Origin of the sequence: Corynebacterium sp. HMSC036E10 (genome assembly GCF_001836265.1) — a bacterium.
In the GTDB taxonomy this organism is placed as follows: domain Bacteria; phylum Actinomycetota; class Actinomycetes; order Mycobacteriales; family Mycobacteriaceae; genus Corynebacterium; species Corynebacterium coyleae.
Genome location: NZ_KV827982.1, coordinates 14,297 through 36,218, shown reverse-complemented (window position 1 = coordinate 36,218; position 21,922 = coordinate 14,297). Strand labels below are relative to the sequence as shown.

The following is a 21,922-nucleotide window of genomic DNA, read 5'->3' as shown; positions in this document are numbered from 1 at the left end:
AAAGAGGTTTAGTGTCGTGGGCATGCTCAAGGTTTTTCGCTACGCCGCCGCGGTTGCCGTCGCCGCGGCACTGACCACTGCCCCATCTGCTGCCGCAGCGCCTGCGCTTGCCGCCCCCGGCGCGCCTGTGGCCACACTGTTCGAGGGCTCTGATTCCTTTGCCAACACCTCGCGCTGCAGCCAGGGCCCTTCCGGTGTGGTGCGCACCCCTGACGGGCAGACGAAGCGGATCATGATCACCGCCGCGCACTGCTTCGACGTGGACGATAAAACGGTGCGCCCGGAGGTGTACGCGCCGGTACGAAGTGGTGGCGGGGTGCGCTACCCGCACGTGGGCACCATTGATACGCAGCGCAAGAAGTTCGAGCTGGGCAACGGCGAATTGATGGACTTCTACCGCATTATCGACGAGCCCGACTGGGCCATGGTCCGCCTCGACCCAGGCGTTTCTGCCTCCGGCTGGTCCACCTCCCGCGACCAGTGGGGTTCTGCACCTTCCCGGAACGTGGCGATCACCGGGGTGAAGGACTACCGCAGCCTGGGCAACGAGCTGATCAGCTTTGACAACTTTGGCCAGCCCATCTGCAAAGACGGCATGCGCACCGGCCGCTCGTGCGGCACCCAGGTGTTCCGTACACAGAACTTCATCTGGCACGTCGGGTTGAACTACGCCTCGGGTGATTCCGGCGGCATCAACTACGACCCGCGCACGGGCGAGGCCATCGGGTTGACCGTCATTGGATACGGCCCCTTCGGCAACTCCCAGCAGATCGACCGTGCGCTCGAGTCCGCCTACGGCATCCCCGACGGTCAGGTAAATCAGGCGTTTACTCCTGCTGAGCCGGCGCCGCGCGCGGAGTTTGCGACGCTTCGCGACGAAATCGCCCAGCACAACCCAGCCGCCGCCAACAAGCCCGCGCCGGCACCGTCGAAGTTCCACAAACTCACCGGCGCAATCAACGGTGCCCAGGCTGATGCTGCTCGCCTCGCCGGGGAGGCGCAGCGTCTTCCCCAGGCAGCAGACCCGGTTGCTGCAGCGCAGGACCTTGCCGGACGTGCGGGCGCCGCAGCCAACCAGCGTGCAGGTGAGATCAGCGCCGCCGTGAACGCGATCATCCGCTAGTTGCCGCCGGGGATCCGGGGAGCCTCACAGGGGTCGTAACCGTCGAGCGCTTGCTTATAGACGCCCGCGAGCTGGTCTGCCGACGCCGCCCAGCTAAACCGGGCCGCGTGGCGGACGGCGGATTCGCCCATGTGGATGCGCGTGGAGTCGTCGATAAGCAACCGCTCCAGCGCGTCCGCCCACTCGTTGGTGTCGTGACTGCCCACCAGCAGGCCGGTCTCCCCGTCACACACCGCGATCGGGAGCCCGCCGACCTTCGCCGCCACCACCGGCGTACCTGTGGCCTGCGCTTCCACGGCGACCAGGCCGAAGCTTTCGTTGTAACTCGGCACCGCGACGACGTCCGCTGCTTGGTAGATGCTGACGAGTTCTTCAGGCGGACGCGGGCCAAGGAAACGCACGGTGGCACCCAGCGCCTCCTCGTCCGCGATCGCACGGTAGTGCTCCACCGAGGAGCCGGACCCGCTCGCCCCACCACAGATGATCACGCGCAACGGACCTTCGACGCTGCCGCGGCGCACGACCTCCCCCATCGCGCGCAACAACACCTGCGGACCCTTGAAGTCCTGCAACCTGCCCACGAACGCCACCACCTTCGCATGCAGCGGAATACCCAGGTGGCGGCGCGCAAGTTCCGTGTTGCGGTTCGTGCCCGGGGTAAACAACTCCGTATCTGCACCAGGGCTGACCACGGAGATCTTCGACGGGTCCACGTCGTAGAAGCGGGCAAGCTCGCTGGTTTCATCCTCGGTGTTGACCACGAGCGTTTCGGCGTTGTCCACGAGTTGCTGCTCGCAAATACGGCGCGCCTCCGACTCCGATCCACCCACCCCGTAGGCGTTTTTCACCGCCGCCCACGTATGCCCGGTGTGCACCAGCGGCACCCCAGCAAGGTCGGCGAGCAACCACCCCACCTGACCGGAGAGCCAGTAGTGCGAATGGATCAGGTCGTAGGAGCGCTCGTCTGCTCGGCAGAACTGCACCACCCCGCCGGCGAACGCCGCGAGTTGGGTGGGCAGGTCTTCTTTCTCCAGCCCCTCATACGGCCCGGCGACGATATTGATCACCCGGTAGCCTGGCTCGACCTCGACGATCTCGCCCTGGCTGGGCCGCGTCGCACGGGTGAACACATCCACCTGCGTGCCCTGGCGGGCCAGTTGGGTCGCAATGTTGTGAACGTAGACGTTCATGCCACCGGCATCACCTATCCCCGGCTGCTCAAGCGGAGATGTGTGCATTGAAATCATGGCGACGCGCATGCGGGCCAGACTAGCGCGGCACATTACAACGCGTGCCGGTGCCACGCACCGAAGTCCGCCGCGACCGTCGCCGCCAGGTGCTGGTAGGCCTTGAGCGTCGCCGGGGCCATGCGTTCCAAATCGACGACCGCACCTTCCGCCAAGTGCCTGTCGTACGGGATCGTGAGCACCGCCCGCGTACGCGAGGCGAAGTGTTCGGTGACCTTGCCCATGTCGATGGTCGGCTTGCCCGGTGCGGATGAGGAAATGACCACGACAGCGTTGGCGGCCAACTGGTCGTAGCCGTGGAGGTTGAGCCAGTCGAGGGTCGCGGATGCGGACTGCGCGCCGTCGAGAGCAGGTGAGGTGACCAGCACAAGCGCGTTGGCCAGGTCGAGCACGCCCGCCATCGCGGAGTGCATCAGGCCGGTGCCACAGTCGGTGAGAATGACGTTGTAGTGGTGCTGCAGGATGTCGATGGCGTGGCGGTAGTCGGCTTCCGAAAACGCCTCGGAGACCGCCGGGTCTCGCTCGGAGCCGATCACCTCGAGCCGCGATGCTGCCTGGTTAGTAAAGGCGCGGACCTGCGGGTAGCGGTGCGTTTCCGGCGCGTGGAGCAGGTCACGGATGGTGGCCGGTGGCGCGGTTGCTGCGCGTTGGGCAAGTGTGCCCAGGTCCGGGTTGGCGTCGATGGCGATGACGCGATCCCCACGGGTCTGTGCGAACACGCCTCCAAGGCCAACGGTGGTTGTGGTCTTACCGACGCCACCTTTCAGGCTCATCACCGCAATGCGGTAGTCGCCGCGCAGGGGCGCACGGATGGCGTCGATAAGCTGCTGCTCCTCGAGCTCTTTGCGCGAACCGCCCGGGTTGATGCGACCACGAGTGGCGGTGTGGATCATTTTGCGCCAGCCCTGTTTCGGCGGCGATTTCACCGGATCCACCAGGTTGGTTTGATCGAGCACCTCAGGTGGTGTGAGTTCAAGCTCCGGCATGGCAACAGCGTCGCGAAGCGTGGCGTCATGGAACGTGGTCATGAAAAATCCCCCCGTATTTCCCCAAATATGTGATGCGGGCAAGTGTAGATGATCAATTTCTTGCGCGCACCCATTCACAACCTACGCAAGAGTAAGTTATACTCCGCAACACGTTTAGTTACATATGACCATAACCGAGAGGATGCAATGGGCGCCGCAGACACACAGGCCTGGATTGAGCAATACGCCGAATGGACGAACCCGCGTCCCGAAATCGGCACAGATACGCTCGTGAGCTGGTTCAACCGGGCCGTGGCCACCCAACCGCGCAGCGCCGCAACATGGTTCATGGGCAAGGAGCTCACCTACGCCGAGCTCAACGATCACGTCGGCAGCACGGCAGCCGGCTTGGCCAAACTCGGCATCCAGCCTGGGGACCGCGTTGCGGTTGCGCTACCCAACTGTCCGCAGCACGTCATCGCAGTCACGGCAATCCTGCGACTGGGCGCGGTCGTCGTCGAACACAACCCGCTCTACACCGCAGACGAGCTCGAGCCACAGTTCAACGACCACAGAGCGAAGATTGCGATTGTCTTCGACCGTGAAGCGGACACCTTCCTCTCCCTGCGCGGACGCACCCCGCTGGAAACCGTTGTGGCCGTCAACATGATCGACGAAATGCCAACGCGCCTCAAGGCATTGCTCGCACTGCCAATCCCGCCAGTAAAGAAGAAGCGCGCCGAGCTCAGCACCCCCGCCCCAGGGACCATGAACTTCACCGACCTGCTGCGGACGCGTTCGCGCACGGTGCACCTGCCACCGATCGAACCGGAAACCACCGCCTTTATCCTCTATACCTCAGGCACCTCCGGGAAACCTAAGGGTGCGCCACTGTCGCACCGCAATATCGTCTCGGTCCTCAAGGCGGGCATCGAGTGGCTGGAGGACTGGGGTGCGGTGCGCGAGAAGGTGCTCGCCGTGCTGCCGATGTTCCACATCTACGGCCTTGCGTTGAACTACGGCCTGCCACTGACCGTTGGCGGGCAGATCGTGCTCGTGCCCGCACCGCAGCCGCAGTTGTACCAGTCGGCGATCCTGAAAACGCGGCCAACGATGCTGCCGGGCGTGCCCACGCTGTACGCCAAAATCATCGAATGGGCGAAGAAAGACAACGTCGACCTTTCCTCGATTCACACGTCGATCTCCGGCGCATCCACCCTGCCTGCAGAGACGATCGAACTGTGGGAAAACACCACGGGCGGGCGCCTCATCGAGGGCTACGGCCTGACGGAAACCTCGCCGATCCTCGCCGGCAACCCCCTCGACGGCACACGTCGTCCGGGCTACATCGGTCTCCCCTTCCCCAATACGGAGATCCGCATCGCTGACCCGGACGACCCCTCTCGCACCATGCCCGACGGCGAGCCAGGCGAGCTGCTCGCCCGTGGCCCGCAGGTCTTCGCAGGCTATTTGAACAACCCGGAGGCGAACGAGAACGCGTTCCACGATGGCTGGTTCCGCACCGGCGACATGGCCGTCATGGAGCCGGACGGCTGGATCAAGTTGGTGGCGCGCATCAAGGAGATGATCATCACCGGTGGCTTCAACGTGTACCCGGACGAGGTGGAGGGCGTACTTCGCCGCCATCCGGATATCGACGACATCGCAGTCGTCGGCCGCCCCCGCGAGGATGGCGCCGAGGACGTTGTCGCGTGCATCACACTTGTCGACGGCGCCGCGCTCGACCCCGAAGGCCTCAAGGCCTACGCCCGCAAGCACCTGACGCGCTACAAGGTGCCGCGCGAGTTCTACCACTTCGAGGAGCTGAACCGGGACCAGACAGGCAAGATTCGTCGCCGTGAGGTTCGCGACACTCTCGTCAGTCTTCTTACCCAACCGTAGGTAGATGGGCGTAGGGTGGTCACCATGACTTCACCCTCCCCAACCAATGGAGACGCCCCCTGGCTGCAGTACTACCCCGAGTGGACCGCCCACTCGCTGGAGTACGGCAACCGCACGCTGAACGATCTTTACGACGACAACCTGGCCACCAACGGCAACAACACCGCCACCAGGTTCTTCGGCCGCACCCAGACCTTTAGCGAGCTCGACCGCGAGGTGCGCCGCGCCGCCGCAGGTCTGAAAGCCTTTGGCGTTCGCCCGGGTGACCGCGTGGCGATCATGCTGCCGAACTGCCCGCAGCACGTCGCCGCCTTCTTTGCTGTGCAGAAGATCGGCGGTGTTGTCGTCGAGCACAACCCGCTCTACACCGCCCACGAGCTGCGCCCACAATTCAAGAACCACGGCGCCCGTGTGGCAATCGTGTGGGACAAGGCCGCCGACACGCTCGAGCAGCTGCGCGCCGACACCCCGCTGGAAACCGTGGTCAGCGTGAACATGATCAAGGCCATGCCACGCGCCCAACAACTCGCGCTGCGCCTGCCGCTGCCGAAGGTGATGGAGGCCCGCGCAGCGCTCACCGGCCCGTGCAGCAACACGGTGCCATGGGAGTCATTGACCAGCTCCGCCATCGGTGGGCTGGGCACTGACCTGGAACCCCCAGCGGAGATCACTCCGGAAAGCCCCGCGGTGATCCTGTACACCTCCGGCACGACCGGCGCGCCGAAGGGCGCGGCACTCTCGCACGCAAACCTGGTTGCCAACCCGCTGCAAGGCCAGGCGTGGGTAAAGGAACTCCAAGAGGGCAACCAGCGCATGCTGGCGGCCCTGCCGTTCTTCCACGCCTACGGCCTGACGTTCTCGTTGACGTTGACCATGCTGATCGGCTCAGAACTTGTGCTCCTGCCAGCCCCGCAGATGCCTCTTGTGATGAAGGCCATCAAGAAAACCCCGCCAACATTCATTCCGGGTGTGCCCACCCTGTTTGAGCGCATCCTGCAGGCTGCGGAGAAGAAGAACATCGACCTGTCCCCGATTCAGATTGGCTTCTCGGGAGCGTCGTCGCTGCCGAAGGAGATCATCGAGGAGTGGGAGCGCGCCACCGGCGGTCGCCTGGTCGAAGGCTACGGCCTGACCGAGACGTCGCCGATCATCGTGGGCAACCCGCAGACCGCGGACCGTCGCCCCGGCTACATCGGCATCCCCTTCCCCGACACCGAGATCCGCATCGTCGACCCGGACAACCCGGACAAGGACATGCCCTACGGCGAGGACGGCGAAATCCTGGCGAAGGGCCCGCAGGTGTTCTCCGGCTACTTCAACAACCCTGAGGCTACCGAGAAGGTCTTCCACAACGGTTGGTTCCGCACCGGCGACATGGGTGTGATGGAGGAGGACGGCTTTATTAAGCTCGTCTCCCGCATCAAGGAGCTCATCATCACCGGCGGGTTCAACGTCTACCCTGCGGAGGTTGAGGAGGTCATCCGCACCCACAAGGACGTCGAGGATGTCGCCGTGGTCGGCCGTCCGCGCTCCGACGGTTCGGAGGATGTTGTCGCCTGCGTCGTGCTTCGCGACGGCGCCGCCCTCGACCCCGACGGCCTGAAGGACTTCGCCCGCGAGAACCTCACCCGTTACAAGGTGCCGCGCACCTTCTACCACTTCGAGGAGCTGGCCAAGGACCAGATGGGCAAGCTACGCCGCCGCGAGGTCCGCGAGGACCTGCTGTCCAAGCTCGAGCAGCGCTAAAGGCTCGGTCCGGACACCCGCGCTGCTTTGTTGGTCTCGCGGCGGCCATCCGCCGCGCCGCCCCACAGATGGTGAGAACCTAATGGTGAGCTCGGCAAAATTTTGGCGTTCTCCCCGTTTGGTTCTCACCATTTGCGCGTGCGACGGGGGTTCGCGCTAAAGACCCACCCAGACCGGCTCGGGGTGCAGCTCAACGCCAAACTGCTTGTCGACGACCCCCTGCACCCTCCGCGCCAACGCCACGATGTCGTCCGCCGTGGCGTTACCCCTGTTCGTCAGCGCAAGGGTGTGCTTGGTGGACAGTCGTGCAGGTGCGTCCTCGCCGGGGAATCCGCGGGGGCAGCCGGCGCGCTCGATCAGCCACGCCGCAGACAACTTCTCTTGGCCCTCACCAGCGGCAAAGCGTGGCATGTGGTCTTCGCCGACCTTGGCCTCGATCTCATCCGCCAGTGAGGTGGGCACGACCGGGTTGGTGAAAAACGAGCCCGCGGACCACGTGTCGTGGTCGCCGGCGTCGAGCACCATGCCCTTCGCCCGGCGCGTCTCCAGCACGGATGCACGGGCCTCCGCCAGCGACACACGCTCCCCGCCCAGGTGGCGCAGCGGGATCGACTGGTCGGTCTTCTCCAGCGCCAGCTCGATCTCCAGCACCACGGCACGCGAGGTGAACTTCAGGTTGGAGTAGCGATACGCCAACTCCAGTGACTCGGCGGACACCCACTCGTCCGCACCCGTCTGGCGGTTGTAGAGGCGCACGCGGGTGAGCACGTCCGAAATCTCGGAGCCGTACGCGCCGACGTTTTGCACCGGAGTGGCACCAGCGGAACCCGGAATGCCCGACAAGGCTTCGATACCACCGAGGCCATGGTCGACGGCAAAGGCAACCACGTCGTCCCAGACGGTGCCGGCTTGGATGCGCAGCGTGGTGTCGTCGATAAGCGAGATGCCCTCGTTGCGCACCAACACAGCAGTCAGATCGAGCGCACCTTCCGCAACAAGCAGGTTGGACCCGCCGCCAACAACAAGCAGCGGCGAACCGGCGCGATCAAGGCGCGCAACGGTCTCGGCGAGTGCTTCGGCGCTGGTGCACTCGATGATCTCGGCCGGCGAACCGCCGACGCGCAACGTGGTCAGAGAGGCAAATGATGGGGTTGACACGCCAACAACGGTAGTCTGTGATCCATGACTGCACGTAGTGAGATCACTGTGACCATCAACCAGCCGATCGAAAAGGTCGCGCAAGCCTACGCCACGCGCGAATACTGGGAGTTCATCGCAGAGAAACTCTCCCCGGAACCGGGCGAGCTCAACGAGTTCGCGGACAACACCGCAACCCTCTTTGAGATTCTGCCGACCTCTATCCTCCCGCCGGCAGCACAGGCGATGGTGTCCCAGGACCTGAAGCTCAAGCGCGTCGTCACCGTAGGCGCGCTCGACGGCGACACCGCCAAGCACACCATGACCGGCGACGTCAAGGGCACCCCGGTGGACCTCGGCGCCGAATACACAGCAACCCGCGACGGCGACAACACCAAGCTCGACTACGAGCTCGAAGCCAAGGTCAACATCCCGTTTATGGGCGCTGCCCTCGAGCCGAAGGTCGCCGAGGCACTCGAGGAGATCGTGGAAAACGAAGCGAAGCTCACCGAGCAGTGGATTAGCGAGAACCTCTAATCCCCCACTATCACAATCTCCGCGCCGATAACCCGGGTGCGGCGGGCAAACCCTACGGGGTGATCACCCGCGGCACGACCGGGTTTAATCGTCTGCGCAGATCTGATCGCTGGACCCGCTTTCACCCGCGGGTCCAGTCCCTGTTGCGCGCCGTACCCGACCCGCTGGCCGTGGATGTGGGCTACGGCGCGTCGCATGCCACCACCGTCGAATGGACCGGGTGGCTGCGCCAGATCCGCCCCGACATCGAGGTCGTGGGCCTGGAGATCGACCCGGAGCGCGTCCTGCCGCCCCGCGACGGCGTGCGTTTCGAGCTCGGTGGCTTCGAACTCGCCGGCTACCGCCCCCACCTCGTGCGCGCCTTCAACGTGCTGCGCCAATACGACGTCGACCAAGTCCCCGACGTGTGGGACACCGTCTGCTCACGCCTTGCGCCGGGCGGCCTGTTTGTCGAAGGCACCTGCGATGAAATCGGACGCCGTTGCGCATGGTTGCTTCTCGACGACACCGGCCCCGTCTCCTTAACCCTCTCCTGGGATCCCTTCCACACCGCAACCCCCTCAGAGGTGGCGGAGCGCCTCCCCAAAGCGCTGATCCACCGCAATGTGCCCGGCGAGGCCATCCACGCATTTCTTACCGACGCCGATACCGCCTGGGAACACGCCGCCGGATGGGAACCCCACGGCCCGCGCGTGCGCTGGCGCCACGCCCTCGACGACCTGGCCGCAAAATGGCCGATCACGCCCCAGCGGCGCCGCTTTTCCGACAATTCCGTGACCGTCGAGTGGAACGCCATCGCCCCAAGTTCCTAAACTGGCCCGCATGACCAAAGCCTGGAAAGTCACCCTCTCCATCATCGTCGGAGTACTCCTCCTGTTCGCCGTTGCGGAAGGAGGCATCCGCGCGTTCGTGTCCCACCAGGTCACGTCCGAAGCCCCGGAAGGCACCTCGGTGTCCTTCGGCCCGAAGCCAGTCACACTCGGCTTGCTGGGTGGAAAGTTCCCCCACATGAAAATCGACCAGGACTCCACCCTGGTCGTCGACGGCAACACCTTCACCGGCGCGCCCGCCGCCGTCGTAGAGATGGACAACGTCCACATCACAGGTGGCGACCCGGTCGCCGAAACCCTCCACCTGACCTCCGATCTGCCCACCGACTACGTCCGCGCCATGCTCAACCAGCAGTTGGAGCAGCAGATGGGCGAGGACGCCGGATTCCTGGCCAACTTCATCAACGTCAGCGACGTCACCGCGAACCCCGAGGCCGGAACCTTCACCGTCGAGTTCAGCGGCGGTGTCGCAGGCATCGAACTGCGCCCCTCCATGCGTGACGGCCAACTCGCGCTCGAGGCCGAGAACACCTCGCTGTTCGGCTTCGACCTGCCCGACGGTGTCGCCGACGCCATCAGCGGCGCCCTGTCCAACGGCATGGCCCAGGAAGCCAACAGCACCATGCGTATCGACGACTTCCGCGTCATCGACGGCGGCCTCCAAGTCTCCATGGTGGGCACCGACGTGAACTTCAACGAACTGCAGATGATGCAAGAAAACCCCGCCGGGTTCACGACCCAGCAGGGTTAAGCGGTGCCGCTGCGGCGGCGCGGGCGGTGTTACCAGCCGCCGTTGCCCTCCAGAATGTTTTTGATCTGGGGGCGGATGTCGAAGTAGTAGATACCGATCGCCACCGCACCAAACCATGCGATGAACGGCAGGCCGAGCATGCACGCCACCGCAGACAGCGCCAGGATGCCAATCCAGGCGCCCTTCGACTGGCGGCCTGCTGCTTCGAACGCGTCGGGGCGGGTCGTCGCCACGAGCCCGGCAGCCACAAGGCCTGCGATGCCGACCGCGAAGAGCATGAGGAAGCTCGCGCGTGACGGGAGCGTCGTGATGAACTGGATCTGCTCAAGAGCCGCGGTATCCATATCCCAACCTTCTAGTTAGCGGTGTTGTTGGAGTCGGTTTCGTCCGTCTCCAGAATCTCGCCGTCGATAATATCGCCGTCACCGGTGGTGTTGGTGAACTGGTCTTGGAGGCGCTCCACCAGGCCGTCGAAACGCGAGCGGATATCGCTCATAACACCCTTGTCGTCGACCCCGTCAAGAGCCTTATCCAGACGCTCGTTGAGCGCAGCGCGCACCTCATTTACCTTCGTAGTCACAGTCTCCTTGAGGTCGTCGGAGATCTGCAGATCACGCTCACGCAGGGAGTTGAAGAGCTTCTCCGCCTCGTCGACGAAGTTGTTGGCCACGTTGCGCACGTCACCCTCCGACGTCGCCGCGTTCAAGTTCGTGCGAGCCTCATCGGACGTGGATTGGAAACGCTCAGAGAGCTCGCCGGCTACCTTGCCCAGCGCCGCGCCGAGAGAAGAGCCAGCCAGCAGCAGGGCCTCGCCAGCGTCGCGCAGGTTGTTACGGATCTCGCCATTGTTGTCAGCCATAGTTTTACCTTTCATCTAAAAGAACAAGAGCTGTGTCACAGTGTAAATAACCAAACCGGCCAGTGCACCGACCACAGTGCCGTTCAGGCGAATAAACTGCAGGTCACGGCCCACCATCAGCTCGATCTTCTCCGCTGCTTCCTCCCCGTCCCAGCGCTCGATCGTCTCCGCGATGATGCCCACGATCTGTTCCGCGCCGTTCTCGGCCGCGTAGTGGGTGATCTTTTCCAGGCGTGCTTCGGCGTCGGCGCGGACTGTGGGGTCGTCGCGAAGCTTGGTGCCCCATTCCATCGACGCATCCGCGATCTTCCTGCGCAGCGTGCTCGACGGATCCGAGGCCGCCTCCACCAACGCTGTGGACAACTGCGCCCACATCCCGGCAGACGCCGAACGCACCGCGTTCGACGCCATGATATCGCCCTTCAACGCCTCCACGCGCGAGATCATCTCCCCATCAAACTGCAGGTCCTGCGCGAAGTCGTTGATCTGTCGGCGCAGCGCCCGCCGCGCCTCGTGCTGCGGGTCCGCGTCCACGTCCGCCATGAACGACACCAACTCGTCGTACACGCGCTGCCCCACGAGGTCTTTGGCGAATTGGGGTGCCCAGCGGGGCATACGTTCGTCGATAAGTGAAACGACCGTGTCCTCCATGCCATTTACTTTGCGACGACCCCACGCCACCATGTCATCCACCACCGGCTCCACCTTGCCATCCGCAATCAACCCCTCCAGCGCACGGCCCAGCGGCGGGCCCCAAATCGGCTCCGCAAAGCGGTCGATCACCTGCGAATCGATAAACCGCTCCGCCTCCTTCGGATCGATGCCCTCAACCATGCGCACCACGAACGTGCCCACCTCTTCGCTGACCCGCTCCGCGTTCGCTGGCTGCGCCATCCACGTGCCTACCCGCTCCGGGATGCCCGCATCCATCACCTTCTGCGTAATCGTGCGCGCATTCAGGAAGTTCTCGCTGACAAAGTCGCTCAGCGCCCCCGCAACCTGATCCTTCTTGTTCGGGATGATCGCCGTGTGCGGAATCGGAATCCCCATCGGGTGCTTAAACAACGCCGTCACCGCAAACCAGTCGGCCAAACCACCCACCATGCCTGCCTCCGCCGCAGCACGCACGTAACCAATCCACGCCGCCGTTGCGCCTTGGGATTGCGCCCACGAGCACGCAAGGAAGATCACCGCAGCAACCCCAAGCAAACTTGTCACCGCGATCTTGTGGTTTCGCAGGACGCGGCGCCGCTCCGCCTCATTGGTTGGGCTTGGCATCAACTGATCAGTCATGCCCCCGATTAAAGCAGCCCGGCCGACATGGGCACGAAAAATGCCCCCTCCGCCGAAACGAAGAGGGCAAAAGCGTCCAGCGCGTTAGTTCACGCGGCCAGTGCGCTTGCGGTACTCCTTGTAATCCTTCCGGCCAAGGCCGATGAAGATGAAGGCGAGCACCGTGGTGATCACTGCTTCAGCGACGCCCAGGATGAGCAGACGCTCTGCCAGGCCGTGAGTCTGCGAGCCAAAGCCGTAGACCATCGCACCCCAGCCCCACACTGCCAGGCCAACACCGAACAGTGCGGACAGGAGCAGACCCATCGCAACCCAGGTGAAGTTGCGGTTCAGGGACGAGTGCGGCGCACCCAGGGATACCGGGTCGTAGCCCTCGATGTACGTGTCCTCAATCCTGCTCTGGTACTCAGGGAAAGACTCGCTGTGGATATCTGCAACTGCATGAGAACCCATGATGATGTTTCCTTCTACTACTGCTGGTTCTACCAGGACTCCAATACCTCGGAGTATACGGCAGATCTAGTCGTCGCCACCCTTGAAGGCAGCACGGGCACGCTCAGCGTTGATCGCACCGACTGCATCAAGCGGGATACCGGCCGGGCAAACATCAGCACACTCGCCGTACAGCGAGCAGTGGCCGAAGTTCGTCTCCAGCTCATCAACCATGTTGCGGGCACGGCGGCCGCGCTCCATCTTGCCCAGCGGCAGCAGCTTCAGGTGCTTGAGCTTCGCGCCAGTGAACAGGTGCGCAGCACCGTTCGGGCAGGCAGCCACACAAGCGCCACAGCCGATGCAGGCCGCGTAGTCAAGCGCGGTCTCTGCGTCCTTGTGGTTCACAGCCAGCGTGTCAGCATCCGGAGCGGTACCGGCGTTGACCGAGACGTAGCCGCCCTGCTGCATGACGCGGTCCAGGGCGGAACGGTCCACAGTCAGGTCCTTGATCACCGGGAATGCACCGGAGCGGAACGGCTCAATCTTGAGCGTGTCGCCGTCGTTGTAGTTAAACAGGCGCTGCAGGCAGGCCGTCGTGTTCTGGCCAGCACCGTGCGGGCGACCGTTGACCAGTACGCCACAGGTGCCGCAAATGCCTTCGCGGCAGTCAGAGGCGAACACGAACGGTTCTTTGCCCTCTTCGACGTAGTTGTTGTTGACGTGGTCGAGCAGCTCCAGGATGGACATCTGCTCCACAGCGTCGTCGACCTGGACGGTCTCGAAGCTGCCCTCAGTGTCAGGACCAGCCTGGCGCCAGATTTCAAGTGTCAGTTTCATTACTTGTAGTTCCTTGCCATCAGCGGGATCGAATCGAAGTACAGGGGTTCAGCGTGGCGGATGAACTGGCCTTCGCCGGCCGGCTCCCACGCGGAGACGAAGCACCAGTTGTCGTCGTCACGCTCTGCCTCGCCGTCATCGGTGAGGTGATCCATACGGTAGTGAGCACCGCAGGACTCGTCGCGGTCAAGAGCGTCGATGCACATGAGCTCGCCGAGGTTGATGTAGTCAACCAGGCGCAGCGCTGCCTCGAGGGTCTGGTTCATGTCATCCGCGGTACCCGGGATGGAGATGTTGGTCCAGAAGTCCTCGCGCAGTGCACGGATCTTACGGATGCCCTCTTCCAGGCCCTCCACGGTACGGGCAACGCCGCAGTGCTCGTAGAGGATGTCGCCGAGCTGCTCGTGGAAGTGCTCCGGGCCGTGCGGCTCCGGGCCACGGATGGACATGATGCGCGCGATGCGCTCCTCCACCTCAGCAACAACGTCCTTGGCTTCCTGGGAGTCCTCGGAGAGCTTCTCCTCACCGAGGTGGTTTGCCAGGTAGTTCGGGACGGTGAACGGCAGGGTGAACCAGCCGTCGACGGATGCGGACAGCAGCGAGTTAGCACCCAGACGGTTTGCACCGTGGTAGGTCCAGGAGCACTCACCGGCGGCGAACAGGCCGTCGATGGAGGTCATCTCGTTGAAGTCGGTCCACAGGCCGCCCATGGTGAAGTGGACGGTCGGTGCAATACGCATCGGAGCCTTGTACGGGTCGTCGCCAGTGGAGTCCTCGTACATCTCGAACAGGTTCGAGTAACGCTCACGGATGGTGTCCTCGCCGAGGCGCTCAATCGCGTCGGAGAAGTCCAGGTATGCGGAGTTGTGCAGCGGGCCAACACCGTAGCCGGCATTGAGCTGCTGGGAGATCGCACGGGACGCAACGTCACGCGGCACCAGGTTGCCGAAGGCCGGGTAGCGACGCTCCAGGAAGTAGTCACGCTCGTCTTCCGGAATGGTGTTCGGGTCGCGGTCGTCGCCCTTTTCCTTCGGGGTCCAAATGCGGCCGTCGTTACGCAGCGACTCCGACATCAGCGTGGTCTTTGCCTGCCACTTCGCGTTGACCGGAAGACCGGTCGGGTGGAACTGGACGAAGCACGGGGACGCCAGGTAGGCACCACGCTCGTACGCACGCATCATGGCGGAAGAGTTGGAGTTCTTCGCCAGCGTGGTCTTGTGGTACACGTTGCCGTAACCGCCGGTAGCCAGGATGACTGCGTGGCCGGTGAACGGCGTGATCTCACCGTTGATCAGGTTACGGGTCACAATGCCGGAGCAGTGCTTCTTGCCGTCCTTCTCGGTGATGATCAGATCCATCAGGTCGTGGTGAGTGAAGATCTCAACGTTGCCCAGGTGGATCTGGCGCTGCAGAGCCGAAGCGGTGGACAGCTGCAGCTGCTGGCCTGTTTGGCCACGGGTGTAGTAGGTACGGGAGACCTGCACGCCACCGAACGAACGGGTGGCCAGGGTGCCGCCGTACTCACGAGCGAACGGAGCGCCAATGGCGTTCATGTGGTCGATCACGCGGACCGACTCGACAGCCAGGCGCCAGCAGTCGGACTCGCGGCAGCGGTAGTCGCCGCCCTTCACGGTGTCCTTGACGTGGCGGTAAGCACCGTCGTTATCCACCTTCTTGCCGCGGGCGGAGTTGACGCCACCCTGTGCAGCAATGGAGTGCGCACGACGCGGAGCATCGTGGTAGGTGAAGGACTTGACGTTGTAGCCGAGCTCGCCAAGTGCCGCAGCAGCTGCGCCACCGGACAGGCCGGTACCAACAACGAGGACGGTGAACTTACGACGGTTCAGCGGCGACACCAGGTTCATGTGGTCCTTCTGGAACTCCCACATGTCCTTCATGCGCACTTCGTCGCGGTTTGGCTCGTTGGACTGCAGGATCTCACCCGGGGTGACACCAGCAGCAGCCGACTCCGGCTGACGGAACGCCTGTGCCTGGGCCTGGCCGGCAGCCGGCGTCTCGGTGGAGGCCTGCTCGCCGTGCGAACCCTGATTCGAGGAAATAGAGGTAGTCATATTGTTTCTCCTATTTGGCCATTACCGAACGAAGTCCGGGACCCAGCCGGCCGCAAGAGCGATCGGCATGATGACGTTTCCGGCGACGACGATGAACGGAAGGATGTACGCGAGCACGACCATGAGGCCCTCACCGCGCTTGCCCAACCAGCCAAGGTCAGACACAGCGAGGTAGATGCCGTGGGTCAGGTGCAGCAGCAGTGCCAGGTTCGCGACAACGTAAACCAGGGTGACCCACCAACGACCTGGGCCGAAGGTAGCCAGCAGGTTGTTGCGGACTGCGCCGTGGACGAACTCGTCGGAAGCCACAGCAACACCCATGGTGAGGTCCAGGATGTGGAACACGATGAACAGCAGCAGGATGACACCCGTGACCAGCATTGCGCGGGTCGCGGTGGACTGCCAGCCACCCATCAGGCCCGTGCGCTTGAAGCGACCGCGGGACTTCTTCGAACGGCCGTGCAGGGCGAATGCTCCCCAAACGTGCAGCACCAGGCAGGCGAGCAGCACGATGCGAATAATCCACAGGAAGCCCTCACGCGGGAACAGCGGCTCGCCGATCGTGCGGAGGAACTCGCCGTAGTCGTCGATCGGCGCGGAGCCGTCGGCGTGCAGCGGCATAAAGATCTTCAGGTTGCCCACCATGTGGCCAAGCACGAAGAGACCGAAGATGAGGCCGGTGATGGCCATGGTCAGCTTGATGGCCCATGTTGGGTAGGACGGCCGCTCGCGCAGCGGCTTTTCAGTAATTTTTCCGTGACGAATGGCTTCACGGTCTGCGTTTTGTACAGTCATGGCACCTCCAGTGTCGCTAATACTCTATGGGAATCGCGCCGGTTACACACACCTGAATTGCAGGCCGATCCATGTTTTTCCCAAGTTTCAACCGTCACTTGACCCCTCTCCCCAGTACGCACCGCACTTTGTGACCTTCCTCACTGCGAGGCATTGATGGTGGATAGCCAACAATCCTCACCCCGTTAAGTGTCAATCTTTGGTTGGTTAGTTTCACCTAACTGCCAGCTCGGGGCGAAATCGGTACGCTGGCCCCCATGGCTATTGACAAGAACACCGAGAACTCTGCAACCCGTCAGATTGATGCCCCTGCGGCCGCGATCTTCGACATCCTGTCCAACCCCGAGCGCCACGCCGAGACCGACGACTCCGGCATGGTTGTCTCCGCCGATCAGGCCGAGCGCCTCAAGGCAGTCGGCGACACGTTCACTATGAACATGACCAAGGAGGACGGCGACTACCAGACCGTCAACGAGGTCTTCGCCATCCAGCCGGACCGCATCATCGGCTGGAAGAACGTGGAAAACACCACCGCCCAGGTGAAGGTTGGCGCGAAGTGGCTCTACGAGCTCGAGCCGATCGACGCCGACAACACCACCGTGAAGCTCACCTACCAGCGCGATGAGCTGGAGGAGAACCTGCTGGGCATGACCGAGAAGTTCAACGACGACTTCCTGGCTAAGTCCCTGGACAAGCTCGCAGCAGCAGTCGCAGGCGCATAAGCACTCGCTAATCGACGACCCCACGCGGCGCCCCGCCAGCCGGGGCGCCGCGTTCTGCTTTTGCTGATCGTCTAGCTTCCTTGGCAGCACAACCAGACGATCAACGCACCTCGCCCGCGTTTTCCCAGGTGATAACGCAACCCATGTTCAATATGGTGCGGATCGTCTAGTGGCAGCTAGACGATCCGCACCACAACATAAAAAAGGGGCGCGACCTGTGCGGTCGCGCCCCTTTTTTATGCGGCGATCAATTAGAGGTTGATCATGTGGCCTTCGACGCCGTGGGCAACTTCCTTGAGCACCTCAGACAGGGTCGGGTGGATGTGAATGGAGCGAGCGATCTCACCGGCGGTCAGATCGAAGCGCTGTGCAAGCACAACCTCCGGCAGGAGCTCGGAAACGTTCGCGCCAACGAGGTGGGCGCCGAGGATCTCGCCGAACTCCGCGTCGGCAACGAGCTTGCCAAAGCCTGCGGTCTCAGCCAGGCCGACTGCCTTGCCGTTTGCGGTGAACGGGAAGGTAGCGACCTTGATGTCGCGGTCCGGCCACTTCTCCTTGGCCTGCTCCTCGGTGTAACCCATGGATGCAACCTGCGGGTTACAGAAGGTGGCGCGCGGGGTCATCATGTAGTCCTCGATCTCGAGGGTCTCTGCACCCGCGATGGTCTCGGCGGCGATGATGCCCTGCGCCTCTGCGACGTGGGCGAGCTGGAGCTTCGCGGTGACGTCGCCGATGGCGTAGATGTGATCGACGTTGGTGCGCATGCGCTCGTCGATAGCAATGGCGCCGCGGTCGGTGAGCTCGACGCCGGTGTTCTCCAGGCCGTAGCCCTCGGTGCGCGGTGCGAAGCCGACGGAGATCATGACGCGATCGGCCTTGAGGGTCTCGGTCTTGTCGGAGCCGTTCTTCTTCACGTCGACCTCGACGGAGTCGCCGTTGTCGCGGACCTCGGTGGTGGCGTGGCCGGTGAGCAGCTTCACGCCGAGCTTCTTGTATGCCTTGGCGATCTCCTTGGAGACGTCCTTGTCCTCGTTCGGCAGGACGCGGTCCTGGTACTCGATGACGGTGACGTCAACGCCGTAGTTGGACAGCACGTAGGCAAACTCCATGCCGATCGCGCCTGCGCCGACGATGACCATCTTCTCCGGAGCCTCAGGGTTGAGGATCTGCTCTTCGTAGGAGACGACGTTCTCGGACAGTTCGATGCCCGGCAGGGTGCGCACGACGGCGCCGGTGGCGATGATGCAGTCGTCGAAAGTGACGGTCATGCCCTTGTCGTCACCCTCGGTGATCTCGATGGTCTTGGCGTCCTTGAAGGAGCCCAGGCCGTTGATTTCCTGGATCTTGTTCTTCTTCATCAAGTAGTGCACGCCGCCGACGATCTTCTGGGAGACCTGGCGGGAGCGCTTGTGGGCGTCGGTGTAGTCAAACTCCACGTCACCCTTGATGCCGAAAGTTTTTGCTTCGTGGTTGAAGATCGAAGCGACTTCAGCGTTCTTGATCAGCGCCTTAGATGGGATGCAGCCTACGTTGAGGCAGACTCCGCCCCAGTACTGCTTCTCAATGACAGCAACTTTCTTACCCAGCTGAGCTGCACGGATGGCGGCGACGTAGCCACCGGGGCCCGCGCCGAGGACAACAACGTCAAAATGTTCTTTACTCACGATGCATATGGTACGTCCCCGTCTGGCAAAATGTGGCGGAGGATCTCCCCAAGTCTTTAGGAAAGCGAGCACAGTTCCGTGAAACTCACGCGTCCGGCCATCGCCGTAGCCGCTGTCGCCCTTGTTACAGCAGGTGCCGTTCCCGTTGTCCATTACGCATCTTCGCTTAGCGACGACACCCCCGCCGTCCTCAGCGCTGCACAGTCGACAGTGAATACAACACTGCCCGAGACCACCCCCTCGGAGACGACCACCCCGACCGAGCCGACAGAGAAGTCGACCACGTCGGCAACGTCCGAAACCCCAACTTCGAACGAGCCCACCCCAACCACGTCCGAGCTGGTGCCGGAGGGCTCCAGCAAGGACACGACCAACGAGGACCTCAACTCGAAGGACGGGAAGGACGACTCAGCCACTGACGCGGATGCGGACGCCACGGTGCTTTCGGAGGATGCGGCGAAGCTGAACCCGATGGGTGAGGATATGCAGCAGCACCCTGCGATCAAGGAACTCGGTGAGGTGCCGAAGACGATGAGCGGCGCGGAGCAGCGCTGGGTCAAGCGTCTGGCCGACAACCAGCACGTGTGGAAGAACGAAGCGCTGCGCGTGTACTCGGAATCGATGGGCCGTTACATCCCGGTCGCGGTGTTCTACGCCACCAACGACAAGGGCGAAACGGTCGAGAACGCCCCGACGGTTTACCTACTTAACGGCGCTGGTGGCTCCGAGCAGGACACCGACTGGGTTTCCCAGGCACTCGAGGAAGTCCACGAGGTCTACGGTCGCTCGGGCGCGAACGTGGTCATCCCGATGGAGGGCGCGTTCTCGTACTACGTCGACTGGGCTGCAGAGCCGCCGACGGAGAACAACGTGTTTTACAAGGGCAAGCAGATGTGGTCGACGTTCCTGGCCAAGGAACTGCCGCAGATTATCGAGCCATACATCAAGGCTGACCCGAATCGCCGTGGCGTGATCGGCATGTCTATGTCCGCCACCTCGTCGCTGCTGCTCGCTGAGCACAACCCGAACATGTTTAAGGCCGTCGGCTCGTTCTCCGGCTGCCCGGCAACGTCGCGTCCGCTGCCGAGCTTCTTCATCAACCTCACGGTGGACCGTGCTGCACCGGGTGTCATGTCGCCTGAGTACATCTTCGGCCCGATGGGTTCGGACTACAACCGCTACAACGATGCCCTGGTCAACGCACCGAAGCTGGCCGGCACTGACACGAAGGTGTACATCTCCACCGGCACCGGCCTCGCAGCGGAGACCGATATGCCGGGCACGTTGCGGAAGCGCCTCGAAGATGCGGGCCTGGACTCCTCCGACGCGTTTGTGAAGGGTTCCGCAAACGCCGCGACCCTCCTGGTCGAAGGCGGCGCGATCGAGGCTGCGATGAACGCCTGCACCCACGACTTCCTGGTCAAGGCGCGTGCCAACGGTGCGGAGGTCGCTCACGCTGAGCTGCGCCCGGTGGGCACCCATTCCTGGCCGGTGTGGCGCGACGACCTGAAGCGCTCCTACGAGACCGTGTTCAAGTCGGCGCTCGGCCTGTAACTGGGCCTGTAACCGCGCCTGTAAAAAACAGGCAACAAAAAAGAGGCACCCTGCCACAGGGTGCCTCTTTTTCTAGCTTTTAGAACATGCCCAGGCCGTAGGCGATCGTGGAGGACGTCGAGGAGCCGAAGTGGATGAGCTGGCCGAGGACCTCGTTGATCTGCAGCTGGACGGATTCGATCGGGTTCATGTCGCTTTCCTTTCAAAACGTGGAACATCTGTAACAATAGCCACAGGTTTAACGTATGTACCGTACAATGACGCTTCGAATGTCGTCAGGCAACACACTTTCGTTACAGAAACGGGGACCCGCCTCATGAAGACCTTGAAGAAAGCTGCGCTCGCAGCACTCACCGCCGTCGCCGTCGCATGCGGTACGATTCCCGCGGTGGCGCAGCCGGTTGGCGTGGTCAAGGCGTGGGACGCCACGGCAAACCCGCCGACTGTCATCCACACCGGCAAGCCGCAGTCCTGGGTGAAGCAGGTCGACCACAAAACGGTCCTGTCCTACAACGTGTTCTCCCCGTCAATGAACCGTGACATCCCCGTCGCCGTCATCCCCGCCACCAACCCGGCTGGCCAGCGCGTCCAGGGCGCGCCGACGCTCTACCTGCTCAACGGCGCAGGCGGTGCGGAGCAGGACCAGGACTGGATCCACCTGCACACCACCAAGGACTACTTCGCGGGCAAGGGCGTCAACGTGGTCATCCCGCAGGCTGGCGCATTTTCGTACTACACCGACTGGGTCGCCCCAACCGTGCGCTCCCGATACCTCAACGGCCCGCAGAAGTGGGAGACGTTCCTGACCAAGGAACTGCCTGGTCCGATTGAGCGCACCCTCGGTGCAAATAACAACCGAGCGATCGCCGGGTTCTCCATGTCGGGCACCTCGGCGCTCGTCCTGCCGCAACACAACCCGGGCATGTACAAAGCCGCGGCGTCGTTCTCTGGCTGCGCGGCGACATCCTCGCCAGCCGGCTACAACTTCGCCCGCATCACCGTGAACCGCGCGTCGGCTACCCAGGACTTCAAAACCGTCACCCCGGAGATGATGTGGGGTCCGATGGGCGGACCCTACAACCGCTGGAACGACGCCCTGCTCAACGCCGAGAAACTGCGCGGCCTGAAGCTCTACGTCTCCGCGGGCACCGGCCTGGCGGGGCGCAGCGACCAGGTCAGCTACCTCATCGGCCTCGGCGCACCGGACCCGATCGCACACATCGGCGCGGCAACGCTGCAGGTAGAAGGCGGCGTGATCGAGGCTGCGATCAACACCTGCACCCACGACCTCAAGGCAAAGCTCGACGGGTTGAACATCCCGGCGCACTTCGAGCTGCGCAACGTGGGCACCCACTCCTGGCCGTACTGGCGCGACGACCTGGACAAGGCCTGGCGCACCACTATCGCACCGGCACTCGGGGTGTAAGCCCGCGCTGGACTAGACTTCGCAGGC

General features: G+C 63.3%; 20 protein-coding genes. 9 read left to right on the top strand and 11 right to left on the bottom strand.

What is annotated here, in order from left to right; translation table 11 throughout:
* The first annotated feature begins 22 nt into the window (after positions 1-22).
* Positions 23-1,123, top strand: a complete 1,101-nt coding sequence (locus HMPREF2736_RS07705) for a chymotrypsin family serine protease (RefSeq protein WP_141761616.1) — start codon at positions 23-25, stop codon at positions 1,121-1,123.
* On the opposite strand, the gene mshA is transcribed toward HMPREF2736_RS07705, so the two are convergent.
* Together mshA and HMPREF2736_RS07695 are read right to left on the bottom strand one after the other, a co-directional pair.
* A complete protein-coding gene (gene mshA, locus HMPREF2736_RS07700; protein ID WP_070829331.1) occupies positions 1,120-2,382 on the bottom strand; it encodes a D-inositol-3-phosphate glycosyltransferase in 1,263 nt (420 codons plus the stop codon). The two genes, HMPREF2736_RS07705 and mshA, sit on opposite strands and share 4 nt — an antisense overlap.
* Before the next feature lie 23 nt (positions 2,383-2,405).
* Complete coding sequence (locus HMPREF2736_RS07695; RefSeq protein WP_246822119.1) at positions 2,406-3,398, bottom strand: MinD/ParA family ATP-binding protein; 993 nt, start codon at positions 3,396-3,398, stop codon at positions 2,406-2,408.
* A 147-nt stretch (positions 3,399-3,545) separates the two neighbouring features.
* Here HMPREF2736_RS07695 and HMPREF2736_RS07690 point away from each other — a divergent pair, with 147 nt between their 5' ends.
* Positions 3,546-5,240 (top strand): long-chain-fatty-acid--CoA ligase, encoded by a 1,695-nt coding sequence (locus HMPREF2736_RS07690; RefSeq protein WP_070829330.1) that lies wholly within the window; start codon positions 3,546-3,548, stop codon positions 5,238-5,240.
* Positions 5,241-5,264: 24 nt separating this feature from the next.
* Positions 5,265-6,986 (top strand): long-chain-fatty-acid--CoA ligase, encoded by a 1,722-nt coding sequence (locus tag HMPREF2736_RS07685; RefSeq protein ID WP_070829338.1) that lies wholly within the window; start codon positions 5,265-5,267, stop codon positions 6,984-6,986.
* A 156-nt stretch (positions 6,987-7,142) separates the two neighbouring features.
* Here the strand turns inward: HMPREF2736_RS07685 and HMPREF2736_RS07680 are convergent, their stop codons facing one another.
* On the bottom strand, positions 7,143-8,144 hold the full coding sequence (locus tag HMPREF2736_RS07680) for a UDP-N-acetylmuramate dehydrogenase (RefSeq protein ID WP_141761615.1): 1,002 nt from the start codon (positions 8,142-8,144) through the stop codon (positions 7,143-7,145).
* A 24-nt stretch (positions 8,145-8,168) separates the two neighbouring features.
* On the opposite strand from HMPREF2736_RS07680, the gene HMPREF2736_RS07675 reads away from it, so the two are divergent.
* From HMPREF2736_RS07675 to HMPREF2736_RS07665, 3 genes are read left to right on the top strand one after another with little or no spacing between them, the layout of a single operon-like run.
* The gene (locus HMPREF2736_RS07675) at positions 8,169-8,660 is read left to right on the top strand and encodes a DUF2505 domain-containing protein (RefSeq protein WP_070421584.1); all 492 of its coding nucleotides are present in this window, start codon (positions 8,169-8,171) and stop codon (positions 8,658-8,660) included.
* 59 nt (positions 8,661-8,719) lie between these two features.
* Positions 8,720-9,472: a class I SAM-dependent methyltransferase gene (locus HMPREF2736_RS07670; RefSeq protein ID WP_371326415.1), complete on the top strand. Its 753-nt coding sequence runs from the start codon at positions 8,720-8,722 to the stop codon at positions 9,470-9,472.
* A 10-nt stretch (positions 9,473-9,482) separates the two neighbouring features.
* A complete protein-coding gene (locus tag HMPREF2736_RS07665) occupies positions 9,483-10,241 on the top strand; it encodes an LmeA family phospholipid-binding protein (RefSeq protein WP_070829329.1) in 759 nt (252 codons plus the stop codon).
* Positions 10,242-10,270: 29 nt separating this feature from the next.
* Here HMPREF2736_RS07665 and HMPREF2736_RS07660 read toward each other — a convergent pair whose 3' ends face one another.
* The 7 genes from HMPREF2736_RS07660 to HMPREF2736_RS07630 all read right to left on the bottom strand — a co-directional run bounded on the left by HMPREF2736_RS07660 (position 10,271) and on the right by HMPREF2736_RS07630 (position 16,529).
* Positions 10,271-10,585, bottom strand: a complete 315-nt coding sequence (locus tag HMPREF2736_RS07660; protein ID WP_083284891.1) for a DUF2516 family protein — start codon at positions 10,583-10,585, stop codon at positions 10,271-10,273.
* Positions 10,586-10,596: 11 nt separating this feature from the next.
* Entirely contained in the window at positions 10,597-11,100 is a 504-nt protein-coding gene (locus tag HMPREF2736_RS07655; protein WP_070421509.1) for a CGLAU_01105 family protein, read from the bottom strand.
* A gap of 15 nt (positions 11,101-11,115) precedes the next feature.
* Complete coding sequence (locus HMPREF2736_RS07650; protein WP_224213154.1) at positions 11,116-12,393, bottom strand: DUF445 domain-containing protein; 1,278 nt, start codon at positions 12,391-12,393, stop codon at positions 11,116-11,118.
* 84 nt (positions 12,394-12,477) lie between these two features.
* Positions 12,478-12,846: a hypothetical protein gene (locus tag HMPREF2736_RS07645; protein WP_070421511.1), complete on the bottom strand. Its 369-nt coding sequence runs from the start codon at positions 12,844-12,846 to the stop codon at positions 12,478-12,480.
* 66 nt (positions 12,847-12,912) lie between these two features.
* A complete protein-coding gene (locus HMPREF2736_RS07640) occupies positions 12,913-13,662 on the bottom strand; it encodes a succinate dehydrogenase/fumarate reductase iron-sulfur subunit (RefSeq protein ID WP_070421512.1) in 750 nt (249 codons plus the stop codon).
* Positions 13,662-15,734: a fumarate reductase/succinate dehydrogenase flavoprotein subunit gene (locus HMPREF2736_RS07635; RefSeq protein WP_070453159.1), complete on the bottom strand. Its 2,073-nt coding sequence runs from the start codon at positions 15,732-15,734 to the stop codon at positions 13,662-13,664. The genes HMPREF2736_RS07640 and HMPREF2736_RS07635 overlap by 1 nt, the downstream gene beginning before the upstream one ends.
* Before the next feature lie 21 nt (positions 15,735-15,755).
* Positions 15,756-16,529 (bottom strand): succinate dehydrogenase cytochrome b subunit, encoded by a 774-nt coding sequence (locus HMPREF2736_RS07630; protein ID WP_070421514.1) that lies wholly within the window; start codon positions 16,527-16,529, stop codon positions 15,756-15,758.
* Positions 16,530-16,786: 257 nt separating this feature from the next.
* Here HMPREF2736_RS07630 and HMPREF2736_RS07625 point away from each other — a divergent pair, with 257 nt between their 5' ends.
* Entirely contained in the window at positions 16,787-17,251 is a 465-nt protein-coding gene (locus HMPREF2736_RS07625) for an SRPBCC family protein (protein WP_070421515.1), read from the top strand.
* A 251-nt stretch (positions 17,252-17,502) separates the two neighbouring features.
* Here HMPREF2736_RS07625 and lpdA read toward each other — a convergent pair whose 3' ends face one another.
* Positions 17,503-18,915 carry a dihydrolipoyl dehydrogenase gene (gene lpdA / locus HMPREF2736_RS07620; RefSeq protein ID WP_070829328.1) on the bottom strand — a complete coding sequence of 471 codons (1,413 nt, stop codon included), beginning with the start codon at positions 18,913-18,915 and terminating at the stop codon, positions 17,503-17,505.
* Between the two features lie 78 nt (positions 18,916-18,993).
* Between lpdA and HMPREF2736_RS07615 the strand changes: the two genes are divergently transcribed.
* Positions 18,994-20,469: an alpha/beta hydrolase gene (locus tag HMPREF2736_RS07615; RefSeq protein WP_246822117.1), complete on the top strand. Its 1,476-nt coding sequence runs from the start codon at positions 18,994-18,996 to the stop codon at positions 20,467-20,469.
* 316 nt (positions 20,470-20,785) lie between these two features.
* Positions 20,786-21,895, top strand: coding sequence for an alpha/beta hydrolase (locus HMPREF2736_RS07610; RefSeq protein WP_070829327.1), 1,110 nt, complete (start codon positions 20,786-20,788; stop codon positions 21,893-21,895).
* Positions 21,896-21,922 lie beyond the last annotated feature (27 nt).

What these genes read in the sequence shown, in the direction of transcription:
- HMPREF2736_RS07705 (WP_141761616.1), top strand. Translation starts at nt 23, where the DNA reads ATGCTCAAGGTTTTTCGCTACGCCGCCGCGGTTGCCGTCGCCGCGGCA.
- mshA (WP_070829331.1), bottom strand. Translation starts at nt 2,382, where the DNA reads ATGCGCGTCGCCATGATTTCAATGCACACATCTCCGCTTGAGCAGCCG.
- HMPREF2736_RS07695 (WP_246822119.1), bottom strand. Translation starts at nt 3,398, where the DNA reads ATGACCACGTTCCATGACGCCACGCTTCGCGACGCTGTTGCCATGCCG.
- HMPREF2736_RS07690 (WP_070829330.1), top strand. Translation starts at nt 3,546, where the DNA reads ATGGGCGCCGCAGACACACAGGCCTGGATTGAGCAATACGCCGAATGG.
- HMPREF2736_RS07685 (WP_070829338.1), top strand. Translation starts at nt 5,265, where the DNA reads ATGACTTCACCCTCCCCAACCAATGGAGACGCCCCCTGGCTGCAGTAC.
- HMPREF2736_RS07675 (WP_070421584.1), top strand. Translation starts at nt 8,169, where the DNA reads ATGACTGCACGTAGTGAGATCACTGTGACCATCAACCAGCCGATCGAA.
- HMPREF2736_RS07665 (WP_070829329.1), top strand. Translation starts at nt 9,483, where the DNA reads ATGACCAAAGCCTGGAAAGTCACCCTCTCCATCATCGTCGGAGTACTC.
- HMPREF2736_RS07660 (WP_083284891.1), bottom strand. Translation starts at nt 10,585, where the DNA reads ATGGATACCGCGGCTCTTGAGCAGATCCAGTTCATCACGACGCTCCCG.
- HMPREF2736_RS07655 (WP_070421509.1), bottom strand. Translation starts at nt 11,100, where the DNA reads ATGGCTGACAACAATGGCGAGATCCGTAACAACCTGCGCGACGCTGGC.
- HMPREF2736_RS07650 (WP_224213154.1), bottom strand. Translation starts at nt 12,393, where the DNA reads ATGACTGATCAGTTGATGCCAAGCCCAACCAATGAGGCGGAGCGGCGC.
- HMPREF2736_RS07645 (WP_070421511.1), bottom strand. Translation starts at nt 12,846, where the DNA reads ATGGGTTCTCATGCAGTTGCAGATATCCACAGCGAGTCTTTCCCTGAG.
- HMPREF2736_RS07640 (WP_070421512.1), bottom strand. Translation starts at nt 13,662, where the DNA reads ATGAAACTGACACTTGAAATCTGGCGCCAGGCTGGTCCTGACACTGAG.
- HMPREF2736_RS07635 (WP_070453159.1), bottom strand. Translation starts at nt 15,734, where the DNA reads ATGACTACCTCTATTTCCTCGAATCAGGGTTCGCACGGCGAGCAGGCC.
- HMPREF2736_RS07630 (WP_070421514.1), bottom strand. Translation starts at nt 16,529, where the DNA reads ATGACTGTACAAAACGCAGACCGTGAAGCCATTCGTCACGGAAAAATT.
- HMPREF2736_RS07625 (WP_070421515.1), top strand. Translation starts at nt 16,787, where the DNA reads ATGGCTATTGACAAGAACACCGAGAACTCTGCAACCCGTCAGATTGAT.
- HMPREF2736_RS07610 (WP_070829327.1), top strand. Translation starts at nt 20,786, where the DNA reads ATGAAGACCTTGAAGAAAGCTGCGCTCGCAGCACTCACCGCCGTCGCC.